Below are 17,495 nucleotides of genomic sequence, written 5' to 3'. Positions count from 1 at the left end.
AGCTGTTCATAAGCCGCCTTGTGGGTTATTACCTGATTTCACCCGGAATTAATCATTTTTGTGCAGGGCAACGGCTCACGGACCGGCGGGAATTGCTGCTTGACAGTCCTTATTTAACGGAGTAGTATTTTGTAATACTCCTACATCCCATGTAGCATTACTCATTCAGAGAAAGGCGGTTCACCGATGATTGAAGCACTACGCAAGCTCGGCTTATCCGATCTGGAAGCCCGCTGCTATCTGGCGTTGCATGGCCAGCCTCCCTCCTCGGGCTATGAGGTCGCCAAGCAGGTGTCTGTGTCCCGGTCCAATGTATACGCCGCGTTGCGCAGTCTGGTAGACAAGGGGGTCTGCCGGACAGTGGAGGGCGATCCGGTCACATTCGCCGCGATCCCGGTCCGGCAGGTTGTCAAGCTGCTCCAGACGGAGTTCGAGCGCACAGCCCGTCTGCTGGAGAACGAGCTGACCCACCTGCCTGCGGCACCACCCTTCTTCAGCAACTGGAAGGGAGATGCGCAGGTGGATCTGGCGGTCCGGCGTCTGGCCGCCAACGCCAGCGCGGAGATTCTGGTGGATATCTGGGCGGAGGACCTGCACCGGGTAGAGGACGTGCTGCTTGCCGCCGAAGAGCAGGGCATTGCCGTCCACCTGATGGTTATAGGCGATACGCCTACAGCACTATCGCGTGTTATCGTGCACAGCGTACCGGCAGGCGGGCCGCCTGCGGCCCGGAACTTCTCGCTCCTGCTGGATCAGGAGACCTCGCTCCTGGGCAGCTTCACCCGCCATTCGCAGGCTTCGGCGCTGGAGAGCAACCATCCGGCTGTGCTGAATGTGATTCAGACCTCTTATTATCACGATGTCGTGATGATGCGGATTGAGCAGGATTTCGCCGCAGAGCTGGAGGAGCGTTACGGCAAGAATTATGAACTGATCTTCCGGGAGCATCCAGAGATGCGCTCAAGGAAGCCGGAGCCTGTACTTGAACCTGATCGCTTGGAGGATGACACCCATTGAATACACCGAATACACCAAATGCGAATTCTCCCCGCACATCCGTGCTGCATAACCGCTCGTTCCTGCGCTTATGGATCGCGCGGATCTTCTCCACCAGCGCCTTCCAGATGCTGTCGGTGGCGATCGGCTGGCAGATGTACGCGCTGACCGGCAGCGCCTACCAGCTTGGATTGGTCGGGCTGGCCCAATTCCTGCCTATGCTGCTGCTGACCCTGCCTGCCGGACAGACGGCAGACCGTTATGACCGCCGCACCATCGTCTTCCTGTGCCAGCTTACAGAGAGCCTTGTCGTGCTGCTGCTCGTTCTTGGCAGCATAGAGGGCTGGCTCGGCGCGGTTCACCTGCTGACGGCCGCAGCCGTTCTTGGCGCGTGCCGCACCTTCGAGAGTCCGGCCTCGGCTGCGCTGGTGCCGGACATCGTGGACCGCGAGCAGCTGCCGAAGGCGGCAGCCTGGTCCGCTTCCGCCATGCAGACGGCGATGATCGTCGGTCCTTCTCTCGGAGGGGTTCTTGTCGTCTGGGGCACGGCCGCCGCCTATATCGCCTCATTGGCTGCACTTCTGATTTCCACGGTACTGATCTTCTTCGTCAAGACCGTTCATTTCGTCAAAAAGCTGGACGCAGTCAGCATGGACACCTTCCTCAGCGGCCTGCGGTTTGTCTTCGCCCGCAAGATTATCCTCGGCACCATCTCGCTGGACCTGTTCGCTGTACTGCTCGGCGGGGCCACGGCGCTGCTGCCGATCTTCGCCGAGGATATTCTGAAGACCGGCTCACTCGGTCTCGGTCTGCTGCGCTCTGCCCCGGCGGTGGGCGCCATTATCGTCTCGCTCATCCTGACCCGCTATTCAGTGGAGCGGGCCATCGGTAAGATGCTGTTCGCCTCGCTGGTCGTCTTCGCCCTCGCAACGATGCTGTTCGGGATCTCACACAGCTTCTGGCTGTCCCTGTTCGCGCTGGTACTGATCGGTGGCTCCGATGTCGTCAGTGTCGTCATCCGCTCGACACTGGTGCAGGTCAATACGCCGCAGGAGATGCAAGGCCGGGTGAACGCGGTGAATTCCCTGTTCATCGGCACCTCGAACCAGCTTGGCGAATTCGAGTCCGGCACGATGGCCGGACTGGTCGGGGCCGTCCCTGCCACGGTGATCGGCGGGCTGGGCACCCTGATCATCACCGTCCTCTGGATGTACCGGTTCTTCCCGGTGCTCCGCACCCAGAAGACGTATACAGCGGAGGAGATTTGAACGATACAAGGGGCTGCCAGATTGGCAGCCCCTTATGGCCGTTCAAGAATGTATATGGTTTTGGGGCCCCCGCAAAGTATCTGAATAGACTCCGAAGCTTAACTTCACTTTGTGGGGATTTTTATTAGTACTCGCCCTTAATTACAAAAAACGATCCCCGGATCGTACCCGCCAGCTTCGACTTCTGCCGCGCGAACTTGAACTTGTCCGCCAGCTCCGCAGGAATTTCCATTCCTTCCGAGAGCTTGAACCCGACTGCCCGCTTCTTCGGATCATCCACCGTATACATTACGTTAAGCGCAAGGCCATCCTCATAGAAAACGTAGGTGAACCGGATATTCTCCACTTGAAACTGCGAGGTTTCCAGCGGCTTGGCCGCAAAATGAATATCCCGCTCCTTGCTCAGAATCGTATTCACATAATCCAGCGCATCCTGGCTGTTACTGGCCGGAACGACTGTGAATTCATGCTTATACTTGTTCATGAAATAACGTGCCTCATTCGCACGCAGACCGGCCAGCTCTTCAGCAACGGGTGACGACTCCAGGCCTTGCAGAGATACTTCTTTGAAATCAACGGTATACGACATAGTTACCCTCCATAATAATCACTTTAGTTGCGGATGACGGGAATCCACATTTCGCCATATAGCGAACCATTCCGGCTGCCCATCTCCACTGCTGCATTCGGCCCGCCCACGTAGGCGTATCCTTCAGCTTGCGGCAAAGCTTGTCCGAAGGCCAGGCCCGTCACGGTATTGCTTAATTCCTCCGTTGTCGCTCCTTCTCCTGCGACTACGACGTATTCCCCCTTCGGGAACTGGATCACCCGGGCTTCCTGCGGTACCTGCGCGGCCGCCTCGGCCATCACCCCGGCATAATGCATCATCTTGCCGTTCACCGCTTCGTTCACCACAAACACATAGTCATTCGCCGCAATCCCTTTTAACAAGCTGAGCCTGCCATCTTCACTGACCGCCTGCCAAAAATCCGCCTTCTCCTTATGAATCCCGGCATAATCGGTGTAATCACTCTTAAGCTCAATCCCCAGCCCAATCACTGTGAAGCTGTCCTTCTCTTCAATAGTATACCCTGCCATATTCCGCACCTGCCCTAATATTAGATTTGTCTTCTTCACTTGATATGTATATGATAACCTTAAATCATGTCAAAAAATGAACCTGTTTAGGAGCCGCGATGAAAAAAGTGGAACGGATCAACATCATCATGCGGTACATTAATAATCGTGCCCATTTTACCCTGACAGAAATCATGCGGGAATTCAATATTTCGCGTTCGACCGCTATCCGGGATATCCGGGAAATCGAGGCGCTCGGGATGCCGCTGGTCGCGGAGGTCGGCCGGGATGGCGGGTATTCGGTCATGCGTAACTCTGTGCTTCCGGTGGTCCGGTTCACGGATAATGAGGTCAAAGCCCTGTTCATTGCCTTCATGGCCACAAGGAACGGGCAGCTTCCTTATCTCACAAGCCGTCAGTCCCTGACGGAGAAATTACTGGCGCTCATCTCGGAGAATCAGCAGGAGGACCTTGTGCTTCTGAATCAGATCCTGCTGTTCGAGGGCACTCACCCTGGCAATCCCGATCTGCTGGATCTGTCCGATCTCCCCCACCCTATGCTGGAGAAGCTGATCCGGCTCCTGTTGGTGGACCGTTATCTGCGGATTACCTGCCTGGAAGAACAGCAGAATATCTTTTATTCTGTGTATCTCTTACGTCTTTATCAGGAGAAAAGCCTGTGGCTCATCGAGGCCTTCGACCTGGACGCGTCCAGGAAACGGATGATCCCTGTAGACCAGCTCACTGATGTCATCCCCTACCCGGAGTCCAAACGGCTGAGCGTGAAAAAAATCCACGAGAAGCTGAGCAAGCAACACGTGAACAACAACCTCGTCCTGGAGCTCGGTCCCCGGGCCATTGCCCAATACCGCAAATATCACCCGTTCAGGGTGGCGCTAGCCTACACCAACCCCTATCAGACCACCGCAATTCTGAAGATGGATATCGAAGTGAACAGGCCCGAAGAAGTGAAGGAAGTCACGAATTGGCTGTTATTCCTGGGCAATGACCTGAAGATGAAGGAAGTTCCGGAAGAAGTTAGAGCGGAGCTGCAAGCGAGGATAGATCTGTATCAGCTTTAGGAAGGGCGCCCACAATGTGATCGGTTTTCCGCATACATTTCGCCCAGCTCCTTCGCAACCGCCCTATCCCATGCCAGTAAAAAGAGCAGCGCCCCCTAATCAGGAAAATCGCTGCTCTTCTTCTACTTATATACTTATACTCTTGTACTCTTGCTCACAGATTAAGCAGCAAGCTCAATACCTTCGCACACTCTGCGCGGGTCGCATTGGCCTGGGGCTTGAAGAATCCGTCCGGTGTACCGGATATGAAGCCGAGTGTGCCGGCGGCACCCACGGCCTCCTTGGCCCAGCCACCGATTGTTCCGGCATCGGAATAAGCGGCTAGTGTGCCTGCCGGAGCCGTGTTTCCAGAGCGCAGCTCGTAAGCTCTCACAAGAAGCGCCGCCATCTCTTGCCGCGTAACACGCGACTCCGGTACGAACTTGCCGGTGGAGTCTCCTTTAACGATTCCGGCAGCATACGCGGCTGCCACATCATCGGCGTACCACTTGCTGCTGTCTACGTCAGCGAACGAACCGCCACCTTCCGCCTTCAGCCCAAGGGCGCGGACAAGCATGGCCACGAACTCGGCACGGGTCACTTCCCGCTTCGGTGCGAAGCTGCTGTCGCCGTTGCCTGCAATAATATGCTTCGCCGCCATTTCCTTAATGGCAGCGTAGGCCCAATCCGCCGGACTTACATCTGCAAAGCTCTTGTCATACTCCAGTACAGCATATTTGCCGGATTGCTGGATTTTAACGGTCATCCGGTCTTGTTCCACAGTGCCGCCCATATATTCGGGCGTTCCATCGACTGCGATCGCGTACACACCGGCCAGCTTCGGATTGCCGCTCTCCTGGAGCTTCAAGCGAAGGGTGACCGGTTCCGCGAAGGAGGACAGCGGAGTCTCTACCCCCTGCTGATTCAGAACAGACAGACGGAGCTGGAACACTTCACCGGCTATTCTCAGAACTGCATCACTCTTGCTGCTGGCCTGCTCTAACCAGCCGGACTTTTGTTCCGCAGACCCTGGGATTAATGCGGCAGAGATCATGCTGCCAGCTGCAGATGTCCCGGCCAAAGCTTGAAGCTGCTGAACCACCTGGCCTGGAATCTCTACAGCTACCTTCTTCCCTTCCAGCTTCAGCGCGGCTATTCCCTTAAGCGCCGCAGCGTCTGCGGGAATTCTTACTTCGCTCTGCCCTTCAGCCATTGGAATCACAATCTGCTTCTGCGCATCCACTTCCGGCCGCGATACCACTAAGATTTCCGGCTGTGGTGTGGCTTGCGGTGTGGCTGATGCTGTTGCCGTTGCTGTTGCCTGCGGAGCTGTCCATCCTGAACCAGAGTCTGTTCCTGGCGCCGTTGTTGGAGCTGGTGTTGGCGTTGGACTGGCTGCCGGACTTGGTTCAGTATTCCCTTCCGGGCTTGTTGTTGGTTTCGTTGTTGGAGGTACTGTTGGTTCACTTGGAACCTCGGGCTGAGTCGTGCTATCGCGCACGAAGGTCACCTCTTGCAGATAACCGTAATGATTATCTGAGTCCGTGATAACCTTGAAGCCCAGCGACGCTCTTCCGTCTTCTCCTATGTGCACATGTTTTAGCGTCAGAGTCCGGGGCTTCAGCCAAGCGCTGCCCGAATAGGTAACCGGCACCGAATACGTTTGTCCCTCGGAGATCGTATACATGACCGAGCCTGGGGCAGGCTCCCCTTTGTCCCCGAAGATTTTGGCCTGAATAGTATAGTTTCCGGGCTCAAGTCCCGTAAGCTCATGAGTAAGCGTGAAGTCAATCGGCTTGTCGTCCCCGTAATCGAAGCCGCCTGAAGCTTTGCTGTCTCCGAAGGTCGTTGGCTTGGTTCCACTGAGATACCAGTCGGACTTAGCACCGTTCACCGTGAGATTATCGGTGCTGACGGCTCCGGCTTTTTTGACCAGCTTGAAATCATCAAGATTCCCCCACTTGTCGCCCGCGTATTTCAGATTAGCGCCTAGTGTCAGTGTTCCATCCGTAACTTCAATATTATCGATGGTTGGATTACTCCATTGCTGCCAGCCTGTGTTGACAAACTGCTGCTTCTGATGGCCCGCAAAAATCTCAGCCGTCTCTTCCCCGCCGACACCCGAGACCCAAGCGGATAACTGATAGGTGCCGTTCTCAAGTCCGGTGACCGTCTGGGAGACCTGGAATTCCGCAGCCTGTGAGCTCCAGTAGTGCAGTGCAGCCGAACCGGAATGGGCATCCGACTCCACATTTACCGCCGTGCTATCGCCGCTTACGCTCCAGCCATTCAGCCCATCCTCGAAGCCGGGATTCTGAATGAAGCTTGTACTTGGCGAGACTGTAATTTCAGTAGAATCTGTAAATCCGCCGTCATAAGTAACCGCTGTCACAGTAGAGGTCCCCGCAGATATCCCGGAGATCGTCCCTTTATACTTGTCTACCTTGAGAATGGCTTCGTCGGAGCTGGTGAAGGTTAAGCCCTTAAAGGTGGCATTCGCCGGGCTGATCGTTGCCTTCAAGCTGCCGGTTCCGCCTACTTCAAGAACTGCGGCCTGCTTCTCCACTTTGACCGACTGAACCGGCACCCGGTTGATGGCAGAAGCACCTTCAATAAAAGCATCCATCGCGAAGGAAGGCGTTCCGTCCGGGTTCCATGCAGACAGCCCATAGCCGAAATAGACTCCCTCCGGTGCCCAATAGAAGACGCCAGTTCCCTGGCCGCCAGGTACTGCCTTCACGCCATTCTGAACAGCGACCAGCATGTTATATACATTATCTACATTCTTGCTCACATCGCCGCCAACCTCGACGATCATAACCTCCTTGCCATATTTTGCAGCCAGAAGGTTCATATTGGAGGATAATTCATTGATGGAGGAAGTGTAAATAGAATCCGGGTAATAGGATAACCCGATAATGTCATAATCGCTGTCTTTAAGCCCTGCTTCGACCAGACCGGCATAGAACGGATCTACACCGGTATCTGCCCCGTTGGCTCTGTGAATAATGATCTTGGTCTCTGGAAACACCGCCTTGGCGGCATGTGATCCCGACTGGATCAATTGCACCAGATTCGCCGTATTGCTGTAGCTTCCCAGCGGATGCAGCATCCCGTTATTAATCTCGTTACCGATCTGCACCCACTCCGGGGTAACGCCAGCGGTCTTCAGCGCATTCATAACCTCAGAGGTATATTCTGAGACACGCACTTTGAGCTGCTCCAGATTATCACCTGCCCACGCTGCCGGAGTTACCTGCTTGCCGGGATCGGCCCAGGAATCACTGTAGTGCAGATCGATCATCACCCTGAATCCGAGAGCGCTTACACGGGAAGCCAACGCCACTGCCTCTTCCGTGCTGCTATGGCCGTTAGAAGGATCATCGGACGGATTGACAAAAGCCCGGATGCGTATGGAATCGATCTCGTGGTCTTTCAGGATCTGGAGCAGATCCTGTTGATCGCCCTCATCATTATAGAATTTGTAGCCTTGGGCCTCCATTTGAGGCAGCCAGCTGACATCTGCGCCCTTGGCGAAAGATTGCGCCGCAGGTGATGCTTCTGCCCTCGCCGGTACTCCAAGTGCAGTTAGCGACATCATAAGCAGTGTAAGGGTTAGAACCGCCGCAAGCCATCTTGTTCCCTGTTTCAAAATATTGCCTCCCTTTTATAGTCTCCCCGATAGTATAGACGACGATAGAGGTTACATTGAATTAAGCGAAGCAACGATAACCCATACTTTTTCAATGGTTTCGCTGACAACCGCTTACATTCCGGACGGCATCGCTGGTGAAATCTCTTTTTCCAATATACAAACACCCGAAAGACGTATAATATTCTCTATGTGAACGCCGGTTCGTTCGGGAGTTCCGGGAACGGACCATAACAAAGGAGACGTTAGAGATGCTGGATGCACAAACTACTGAGCTGTTAAAAAAAGCGCTGAGCGCAAGCATTGCCCATAAGGAAATTGCCGGAGCAAACTTCATGGTGATACAAAAGGGGCAGGAAGTGTTCTACCATGAGGATGGGTTAGCCGATATCGAAGCTGGACGCCGGATGTCCAGAGATTCGATTGTCCGCCTGTACTCAATGACGAAGCCGGTTACCGCCGCAGCCGTTATGCTGCTCCTGGAGCGCGGGGAGATCGACCTGTTCGATCCGGTCAGCCAATACATACCGGGATTCAAGAACCAGAAGGTTGAATTGGACGGGGCGCTTGTGCCGGTCAGCCGGGAGGTTGACATTCATGATCTGCTGAACATGACCTCAGGACTGGTCTACGGCGGAACCGACCGGGCCGGTCAGCATACGGAGGCGTTGTTCCGGGAACTCGACAGCCGTCTGCCGGGCGATAATCCGATGAGCACACTGGAATTCGCCAACCGGCTGGGTGAAGGCCCGCTGTCCTTCGAGCCGGGATCATCCTGGCAGTACGGAACCTCGGCAGATGTCCTCGGGGCGCTGGTGGAAGTCGTCAGCGGCATGCGGTACAGCGAATTCCTGCAACAGGAAATCTTCGGCCCGCTGCAAATGAAGGATACCGGCTTCTGGCTGCCCGAAGACAAGAGGGGCCGTCTGGCCCGCGTCTATCAGGATGACGGGGAGGGCGGCCTGATGCGGTATGAGGAGAGTCACCTGGGCGTCAGCCATCATATGGACCGGGAGGCGGCTTACGAATCAGGCGGAGCCGGACTGGTCTCCACGATTGAGGATGCAGCCAAATTCACCACCATGCTGATGAATCAGGGCCGCTTGAACGGGATTCAGCTGCTGAAGCCCCGTACCGTTCAGTATATGACCTCGGCCAGCTTGACCCACTGGCAGCAGCAGGGCTTCAACCCGTGGCATTCGCTGCAAGGCTACAGCTATGGCAATCAGATGCGTATTCTGACCCATCCGGGCCAGGCGGGCGGACTTGGCAGCCTGGGAGAATACGGCTGGGACGGCTGGCTGGGAGCTTATTTTGCCAATTGTCCGCAGGAGGATCTGACCCTTCTGTTCATGATTCAGAAGAAGGACGCCGGAACCCTGCCCATTACGCGTAAGCTGCGTAATATTGTGTTAAGCGCATTTTAAGTACAACATTAAGGGTCCAGTCTTGTCCGGGTAACGGACAAGAACTGGACCCTTTTTCTGGACCTTTTTCAGGACTTAAATGAGCGGCTCTGTTCCCCCATCCTCCACTCCTACCATTTGGCCTTCGCCCTGTTGGCGGCAATCACTTCAAGGAAGCGGTCGGGATAATTCGTATGCACTCCGTCTACTCCCCAGGAGTAGGCTTTATCCATGTTAAGCTGGTAGTTCACCGTATACGGGATGATCTTCAGCCCGGCCCTCTTCACCTGCGCTACATAAGCGGCGCTGATTCCCTGGAAATTCGGACTGATGCCTACGGCATAGGTCTTCACATGATCCAGATAGGACTGCGTGACCCGCGAAGCCGCATAATCATTCCATACCAGCTGGTATAACGGAAGGTCCGGGTTGATCAAATGAAGCTGCCGCAGACTGGCTGCGCTGAAGGAATGAACGGCTACCATATTGTCCAGGTCATATTTGTGTATCGTTTCATTCAGGATCGCTTCAATCCCGGCCTTCGGGGCAGGCTCCTTGATCTCGATCACATAGTTGATGTCCTTGCCGAACGTCTCGAATACCTCTTCAAGGGTGGGGACGGTAAGCCCTGTATATAGATCTCTGGCGAACATCGGGTACTCCTGATTGAACCACGAGCCTGCATCGAGCTGTTTGATCTGCTCCAGGGTCATATTCTTCACGTAGCCTGTGCCGCTGGTGGTGCGGTTGACCGTCTCATCATGAATCACAACCGGAATCAGGTCCTTGGTCAGATGGATATCCAGCTCAATCGAGTCAGCATGCATCTCTCGCGCCAGCTCGAAGGCCGGCATAGTGTTCTCCGGGGCATAACCGGACGCGCCGCGATGGGCAATTGTATAGACTTTGTCTGCCGGTTCGATGATCTCCTTCACCTTCACCCGGATGACCGGAGAATACGCATAGAGTGTGGAGAACAAGGATATACACAATACAATATGCACTCCGACGAAATAACCCTTATGTCTGAAGATCCTCATCATGCCGTTGTCCCCATTTGTGTGTGATTATATCCGGGTCTCGCCCGTCAGATTTCTAATGTTGCTGTAACAGGATAATGATCCGAAGGGTATTTCCGGTCGAAGCTGTCGGTTACCGTCCGGGTCTTCAGGACTTTCACCTGCTTGTCCGTAAAAATATAATCGATCTCTATCAGCTCATCCCACGGAATATCGTAGCGAAAATCGGTGAATGTACCCCAGGGGCCATAATGTGCCTCAGCCGCTCTGCGGGTATCGGTCAGCTGCGCTGTAATCTCCCGGTAGCATCGTTCGTCCGGTAAAGCATTGAAATCCCCTGTGATCACAACCGGGAGATTCCCGCCCAGATTACGGACCCGTTCCAGAATCAGCAGCGCGCCGCGGTATCTGGCTTCCTCGCTGATATGGTCCAGATGGGTATTCACAAAGTGAATCCGGTTCCCGTTTCTTGTATCCTGCAGCCTCACCCAGGTGCAGATCCGGTTGTAAGCGGAGTCCCAGGACTTGGAAGGAACTTCCGGCGTTTCCGACAGCCAGAATGTGCCCCCGTCTTCTTTGGTGAATACCGACTTGTTATAAAAAACAGGACTGTGTTCGCTATCGGGATCATGATCACGGCTGATGCCCTCCACCTCATAATCCTCTAGTGCCGCCAGGTACTTCAGCTGATTGCCCCGCACCTCCTGCAGTCCGAAGACGTCCCAGCGGTAATGCCTGATCATGCGCAGCATATGCTCCTTGCGTAACGCCCAGCGGTTCTCTCCGTCTCCCGGATTGTCAAGGCGGATATTAAAGGAAGCCACTTCGTAAGTTGTCATTGCTATTCTCTCCCCTCTGGAATGTAAACGTTTGTAATGATCTCTGGTTACATATTTAAGGTAATAAGTTTATACCTTGATGAAGAACGCGTCAACCGGCAGGAGCGCACCGCACTGGCCCGCAGCCATGTCCGTTTGTTACAGAACCCGGTTAAGCCGAAAGAGGCTTACCTGCGGACGGCAAATACCTCCGCAGGGTAAGCCCCAAGGCTGGTTCAGATCCTATGAAACGCTAAGCCTGTATGCTATCCAGTTCAGCAGAAATCCGGTTCCTGGCGGCGTCCACCACGCTAAAATCCATCGCTGCGATATAAATTTTCTCCAATTCATCCCGGTGTACCTTGGCCTCTGCCAGTGCGGCTATCGCCTCCTTCATTGTGGCCTTGTATTGTGCACTTACTTCCTCAAGCGGTCCGGCAAGGCGCTCATCCGTTCCCGGCGCAACAACGGCCTCATACGTATCGATGATGACGTCACCTTCCCGCTCCGGGTCATATTCATGCGGGCTGGTGCTGTCAAAGACCGCAAAGTCAAGCTCACGCACAATGACCATATCCAGACTGCGGGGATCAAATCCGCAATGATAGATTTCCGTATCAAAGCCTCTCTTCTCCGCCTCGGAGGCGATTTTTTTGAGCATGGTTGATTTGCCGGTTCCGGCCCGGCCTTTGAGGAAGAAGCGTCTTAACAGCCCTTCGGTCAAATTAGGTACAAAATCAACCGCCCCTGCCGGTGTTGCTGCGCCCAGGAAACGGTGCTTCACGTTAGCACTCCTCTGAAGATGTGCTTCACCAAAGAGCTGTTCCAGCATCCGGGCCGTTAATTGATCCGCCTTGCTGAAGTCCATATGCCCGAAGTAAATTTTCTCCCATTTGTCATGAATGTTCAGGGCCTCAGCAAATTTGCTATAGGCCGCCGCATAGGCACCAGCAACCTTCCGGTTAATCTCTTCAATGATCTCCCTTTGGCCGATCAATGCTGCCGAATCCCACGCTTCGCCCAAGTTCACGTATTCCTCAATCGCTCCGGGAGCCTTGGGCTCGATCACATGGGGCGCAGTCCCGTCAACAATGCCCGCGCCAAGCACCGGAATAATGACTCCGTCAATGGATTCCTTATCGGATGAACAATGAATCAGTTCAATATCGTATCCCCGCTCCGCCCATTCCGTACTGATGGCTTTCATCAGGGATGATTTCCCGGTACCGGGGCCGCCTTTCAAGATGAATATCCGCCGGAGCCCTTGAAGATTCGATTCGAACAAACTGTAGAAACCGAGAGCCGTATTCCCGCCTGCAAAATATCTTAATATTCCCGCAGCCATACTCCACTTCCTTTCCCCTTGTCGCCTGTAGGCTTATAACCATACAATATGCGTCAGGTATTTGTAAGGTGTCTGAAGCGGGCATGAACATCCACTCCATGTAAAAGCGGCATCCCCATCATGATATGACAGGAATGCCGCTTATTCTATATTTCATTCCCCTTAAATTCCCATGAACCGCTCCACACCCGCCGGGTCCATGACTACCATCTGCTTGTTGCCGATCAGCTTGATCAGACCGGAGTCCTCGAATCTGGAGAACTTCCGGCTGATCGTCTCCCGGGTTACTCCGACATAACTGGCCAGCTCTTCGCGGGACAGCGGCAGGTCGATATGAACGCGTCCGCCGCGCGGCTTGCCGTATTTGTCGCTCAGCTCCATAATCATATACGCGATCCGGATTTCCGGGTCCTTGGTCGCCAGACTCTGGGCCAGATTCTCGGTGTGGGCGAGCCGTTTGGTCAGGCTTTGGAGCAGGCGCAGTGAGATATCGGGGTTCTCGGTCATGATCTGCTCCATATCGCTGCGGGTCAGCATGCAGATATGGGTGTCTTTCAGCGCATACGCACTGAAGTTGCTAAGCTCGTCACTGTTGAAGATACTGAGTTCCCCAAAGAAATCCCCGTTCGTCAGGATATGCAGAATCTGCTCCTTCCCTTCGGGCGTGATCTTGGATAACTTCACATGTCCCTGCTGAATAATGTACAGCGTATCGGAAGGCGCTCCTTCGAGAATTAGCGGCTGGCCCTTGGTGAATTTACGGTGCTTAATCATGGCGCTGATCCGGGTAAGATCCTCATCGGTCAGTGCGGCAAAAATCGGTACCTTGCGTGTACAAGGTTCTGCGGCGTGCTGGCAGGAATGCTCTTTCATACCGTTCCCCCTGTAATGTGACATATGAAGTCTGGTGTGTCTAATGAGTAATCGTGTTCTTCTCTTCTAGTGGTACGAAGTGGCTGGTATCCTCGCCGCAGACCGGGCAGACCCAATCCTCCGGCAGATCCTCGAACGCTGTGCCGGCAGCTACATCCTCATCGGGATCGCCTACCGCCGGGTTGTAGATGTAGCCGCAAGGAGTGCAGATATATTTTTTCATTCTACTCATCTCCTATATCCTTAGTAGTTAATCAGTTCAGAACAGACTGCGCTTCCGCTATAATGTCTTCGATGCGCTTGCCGTCAGCACTTCCGCTCAGCCGGACACCTTGCTCAACAGCCGCCTTGTAAGCCAGCGAAGCCGCAGCGCCCTGCCAGGACAACGCCCCGACAATGACATGATCCTTCACAAAAATCCGTGTATACGCCCCGTTCTCTTCTCCGCATACCGACTCATCACAATTCCGCTCATCGGTGTTGCCGATGGAGAACAAGGATACTCCAAACGCATTGAACAAGGTCACCGGAACCGCTCTGCGGTATACACTCACAGCTTCGGCCATATTGCTCCCGGCAATCTTGCCCTGTTCCATCGCTCCGCCCCACAAGCCTTCCACCAGTCCGCCGAACTCGGCAACATCACCGGCTGCATAGATGTTCGGTACGCTGGTCTGCAGATGCTCATCCACAATAATGCCGCTGCGGACCTCAATCTCCGAGCCTTGGACAAGCGCAGTATTCGGAACAATCCCAATGGAGTAGACCACATGGTCACACGGGAAGCTTGCGCCGTCATTCAGCGTAACCCCGGTGACAACCTCTGTCCCCTCTATTGAAGCCACACCCGCTTGCAGAATCACCTTCACCCCGGACTCTTCAAGAGTGTCTTGCAGACGCTTGGAAGAGTAGCTGTCGAGCTGTCTGCCCATCAGGACAGGTGCATATTCAACCACAGTCACCGTATATCCTGCTTCGTGGAGCGCCCAGGCAGTCTCAATTCCCTGTACGCCTCCGCCGATGACGGTTACGCGGCTGCCTTCCTTAAGGCTGTCTTTCAGTCGGTCGGCGTCAGCCAGCTCCCGGATGCTGTGTACATTGGCCAGACCGGCCCCCGGGGTAGACAATGCGCGGTTCTTCGCACCCATGCAGAGCAGCAGCTTATGGTATTCCACACACTGGCCGCTCTCTGTCTCTACCGTCTGGCGCTCCGGGTGGATGGACACGATGCGGGTGGATGACTGCACGGTGATGCGGTTATCGCGGTACCATTTGTCCTTCTTGATCAGCACCTTCTCGCTGTGCAGGTCGGTGAACAGGCCCTTGGTCAGCTTGATCCGGTTATACGGCAGACCGCTCTCTTCCCCGATGATCGAGATTTCCGAGTCCGCGTCCTGATCGCGGATCGCTTTGGCGGCATGGACGGCGGTTACACCGCCGCCAACAATTACGTAATGCTTCGTCATATTCGCTTCCTCCTCCCTAGATTGAACTGAGCAGCAGATCCGAGACAAATTCGGTCGCATTTTTGATTTTCTGGACCTTCTCAGGCTCTCTTGGGGAGAATCTCACCCGTACGGGGAACTCCACATGGGTCATGCCAGTGGTTTTGATAACCTCGGAGGTGCTCTGTACAGTCATGTTCGTTCCGTTCAGGTAATCCTGAATGACCTCGATCGCTTCTCCGCTCCAGCCGTAGGAGCCAAACGCCGTAGCCAGCTTACCTTCCAAGTTCATCTCCTGCATGCCCTTCAATACTTCCTCCAGGTTCCCGATCATGTCTGCATATTTGGTTGAGCTGCCGATGAAGACGGCGTCTGCCGCTTCAATGCTGCGGAGGATGTCTGCGGTACTGCTTTTATCTGCATTCCAGACTTCAGTCTCGATATTGTTCTCCTTCAGGCAATTCTCAATGATCGCGGCCATCTTCTTCGTGCTGTTCTTGATGGTGGTGTAGACAATGACAGCCTTCTTGCCTTGGGTGGTCTCCCGGCTCATGGTGGCATACAGCCCGATGAACTTAGGGATGTCCTCACGGATCAGGAACCCGTGCGAAGGGGCAATCATGCGGATCTCCAGATCCTTCACCGCTTCCAGCAGCGTTCTTACATATCTTCTGTGCGGATGGATAATCGCTGCATAATAGCCTTTGTAATCTTCAGTGATATCGAAGCCTGCTTCATCGCTGAACAGTTCATTGACTGCTACATGTGTACTGAAAATATCGCAAGGGAACAGGATTTGGTCCTCGATGCAGTAGGTAATCATGGTCTCTGCGGTGTGGAGGTACGGCGTTTCTTTGAACAGCAGGGTTTTGCCGCCGATATCCAGCGTATCCCCGTCCTTCACCACCAGGAAGTTACGGCTGTGCAGCTTATACATCTCCTGCAGCTCCGGTACAGCGATCCCGGTGCAGACAATCGTAGCATTCAGCGCCTGTGCCGCCAGTGCCGCCAGTCCGCCGGAGTGGTCAGGCTCAGTATGGTTAATAACGATGTAATGAATATCCATGAGGTCAATCATTCCGGCGAGACACTCAGCATATTCGCGGCCGAATTCCATATCCACCGTATCGATGACGGTCGGCTTGCCTGTTTTGAGGAGATAGGAGTTATAAGTTGTTCCCTTGGCGAGAATCAGGCGGTGAAACGGAACTTGACGGTCGTCTATTTTGCCTACCCAGTGGATGTCTTCAGCGATTTGTCTGGTTTGTGTACTCATTAGTGTTAGCCTCCAATATTTGATTGATAATCCTTATCAGCAACCTCATTCTATTACGCCGGCCGCTTAAAAAGGAGGATTCAAATCAAATTTCGGAAGTTTGTGAATCCTTTCATTTGGCATACTCTTAATGTAGCCTAATTCACGGAAGATGGGGTGCGTGTGGTCACAGGCGGGGGAGAAAATCTAGTTTATATGGATTGGAGTCAACTCCTTGCTTCAGATAAAACTCAAAGCTTGGTCGTCACTGCGGTGAACATTTGGACTTCCAGCCGCTGTTGTATTTATATTTCCTGATTTGAACCGCTCTTAGCGGAAGAAATCCAAATACAAAGGCGGTCGCTACCGCTCCTACAGTTCCAAATTTCCCCTCCGCTTCTTTTTGCTTTTTGTTAATTTTTTTGGGCTACAAAGGTGATGCAATCAGAGGTCAGCTTGACGGGCTGCGCGTCTCTGTTAATCTCAAATGCTAAAGGTTTTACGAGAAGCTGCTCTATCTCCCATCCGGCAAACTGCTGTTTCAATAGTTCAATCATTCTTTCAGTAGGCAGATTCACTTCAAACATGGGGTCCAGCTCATACTTATTCTCTAGAAGCATTTCCCGGATATTGGACGCGATAATAATACAATTCGCCCCGCCCGCTCTTGTCCCGGCATTCATTTCACTCAGTTTCTGCTCCATCGCCTGGGCCGAGCTCATATGTTCCAATGAAGATACGGCTATGATAATATCATACTCATTTGGTTCAATAGAGAAGTGTTCAATATCAGATAGAATGGGTACAATGTAAGGCTCGACACCGAACTGCCGGCTGTAACTCTTCAGCTTCGCTATGGCTGATTCCAGCAGATCCACACATACCACTTTTCCATTTCTATGCTTAATAGATTCGGCGACCGGAATGCTGTTCCGGCCAACTCCAGCTCCCAGATCAAGTATGCTTATGTCCCCTACATGCTTATACTGATCTATAAGATTAATGACTGTAGTAACGGGTTTGTGCAGCCAGGAGCCTGGCTCAAATAACTTGTTGTTATCGTAACAGTGATCATGATACAGCTTCTCTTCGGATCTGATCTTGGCTAACCTGTCCATTCCCTCACCTCGCGCTTTTTTTACGTAAAGTACTTCTCCAGGAATGTGCATTTCCCCTCCGCCAGCTTCAAGAATTATTCGAGCTTCATACTGTCGATGAGTCCTATTTGGGATTCGTTTTATTGACATGTAACCTTCCTTCTGGTGGTATAGTTGTCATAT

15 protein-coding genes are annotated in these 17,495 nt (G+C 53.6%); 4 read left to right on the top strand and 11 right to left on the bottom strand.

Going from position 1 to position 17,495, the window contains the following annotated elements:
- The first annotated feature begins 186 nt into the window (after window positions 1-186).
- On the top strand, window positions 187-1,017 hold the full coding sequence (locus MHH28_RS05800) for a TrmB family transcriptional regulator (RefSeq protein ID WP_405112932.1): 831 nt from the start codon (window positions 187-189) through the stop codon (window positions 1,015-1,017).
- Entirely contained in the window at window positions 1,014-2,264 is a 1,251-nt protein-coding gene (locus tag MHH28_RS05795) for an MFS transporter (RefSeq protein WP_405112930.1), read from the top strand. Before MHH28_RS05800 ends, MHH28_RS05795 begins: the two co-directional genes overlap by 4 nt.
- Window positions 2,265-2,388: 124 nt before the next feature.
- On the opposite strand, the gene MHH28_RS05790 is transcribed toward MHH28_RS05795, so the two are convergent.
- Window positions 2,389-2,853: a phage tail protein gene (locus tag MHH28_RS05790; RefSeq protein ID WP_405112928.1), complete on the bottom strand. Its 465-nt coding sequence runs from the start codon at window positions 2,851-2,853 to the stop codon at window positions 2,389-2,391.
- A gap of 23 nt (window positions 2,854-2,876) precedes the next feature.
- A complete protein-coding gene (locus tag MHH28_RS05785) occupies window positions 2,877-3,362 on the bottom strand; it encodes a GyrI-like domain-containing protein (RefSeq protein WP_405112926.1) in 486 nt (161 codons plus the stop codon).
- A gap of 98 nt (window positions 3,363-3,460) precedes the next feature.
- Between MHH28_RS05785 and MHH28_RS05780 the strand changes: the two genes are divergently transcribed.
- Window positions 3,461-4,423: a helix-turn-helix transcriptional regulator gene (locus MHH28_RS05780; RefSeq protein ID WP_405112924.1), complete on the top strand. Its 963-nt coding sequence runs from the start codon at window positions 3,461-3,463 to the stop codon at window positions 4,421-4,423.
- Window positions 4,424-4,577: 154 nt separating this feature from the next.
- Here the strand turns inward: MHH28_RS05780 and MHH28_RS05775 are convergent, their stop codons facing one another.
- Complete coding sequence (locus tag MHH28_RS05775; protein ID WP_405112922.1) at window positions 4,578-8,054, bottom strand: glycosyl hydrolase 53 family protein; 3,477 nt, start codon at window positions 8,052-8,054, stop codon at window positions 4,578-4,580.
- A 251-nt stretch (window positions 8,055-8,305) separates the two neighbouring features.
- Here MHH28_RS05775 and MHH28_RS05770 point away from each other — a divergent pair, with 251 nt between their 5' ends.
- A complete protein-coding gene (locus MHH28_RS05770) occupies window positions 8,306-9,481 on the top strand; it encodes a serine hydrolase domain-containing protein (RefSeq protein ID WP_405112920.1) in 1,176 nt (391 codons plus the stop codon).
- A 110-nt stretch (window positions 9,482-9,591) separates the two neighbouring features.
- Here the strand turns inward: MHH28_RS05770 and MHH28_RS05765 are convergent, their stop codons facing one another.
- The 8 genes from MHH28_RS05765 to MHH28_RS05730 all read right to left on the bottom strand — a co-directional run bounded on the left by MHH28_RS05765 (window position 9,592) and on the right by MHH28_RS05730 (window position 17,462).
- Window positions 9,592-10,503 carry a glycerophosphodiester phosphodiesterase gene (locus MHH28_RS05765; protein WP_405112918.1) on the bottom strand — a complete coding sequence of 304 codons (912 nt, stop codon included), beginning with the start codon at window positions 10,501-10,503 and terminating at the stop codon, window positions 9,592-9,594.
- 44 nt (window positions 10,504-10,547) lie between these two features.
- The gene (locus tag MHH28_RS05760; RefSeq protein WP_405112916.1) at window positions 10,548-11,318 is read right to left on the bottom strand and encodes an endonuclease/exonuclease/phosphatase family protein; all 771 of its coding nucleotides are present in this window, start codon (window positions 11,316-11,318) and stop codon (window positions 10,548-10,550) included.
- A 232-nt stretch (window positions 11,319-11,550) separates the two neighbouring features.
- Window positions 11,551-12,642, bottom strand: a complete 1,092-nt coding sequence (locus tag MHH28_RS05755) for a PRK06851 family protein (RefSeq protein WP_405112914.1) — start codon at window positions 12,640-12,642, stop codon at window positions 11,551-11,553.
- 162 nt (window positions 12,643-12,804) lie between these two features.
- A complete protein-coding gene (locus tag MHH28_RS05750; protein ID WP_405112912.1) occupies window positions 12,805-13,515 on the bottom strand; it encodes a Crp/Fnr family transcriptional regulator in 711 nt (236 codons plus the stop codon).
- Between the two features lie 40 nt (window positions 13,516-13,555).
- Entirely contained in the window at window positions 13,556-13,738 is a 183-nt protein-coding gene (gene rd, locus MHH28_RS05745; protein WP_405112910.1) for a rubredoxin, read from the bottom strand.
- 31 nt (window positions 13,739-13,769) lie between these two features.
- Window positions 13,770-14,981 carry an NAD(P)/FAD-dependent oxidoreductase gene (locus MHH28_RS05740; protein WP_405112908.1) on the bottom strand — a complete coding sequence of 404 codons (1,212 nt, stop codon included), beginning with the start codon at window positions 14,979-14,981 and terminating at the stop codon, window positions 13,770-13,772.
- Window positions 14,982-14,997: 16 nt separating this feature from the next.
- A complete protein-coding gene (locus tag MHH28_RS05735) occupies window positions 14,998-16,236 on the bottom strand; it encodes an FprA family A-type flavoprotein (RefSeq protein ID WP_405112907.1) in 1,239 nt (412 codons plus the stop codon).
- Between the two features lie 392 nt (window positions 16,237-16,628).
- Window positions 16,629-17,462, bottom strand: a complete 834-nt coding sequence (locus MHH28_RS05730) for a class I SAM-dependent methyltransferase (protein WP_405112905.1) — start codon at window positions 17,460-17,462, stop codon at window positions 16,629-16,631.
- Window positions 17,463-17,495 lie beyond the last annotated feature (33 nt).

The sequence above is a fragment of the Paenibacillus sp. FSL K6-1217 genome, from assembly GCF_045040735.1.
GTDB lineage: Bacteria > Bacillota > Bacilli > Paenibacillales > Paenibacillaceae > Paenibacillus_AQ.
The sequence above is the reverse complement of the archived record's forward strand: the minus strand, read 5'-3'. Positions and strand labels throughout refer to the sequence as shown.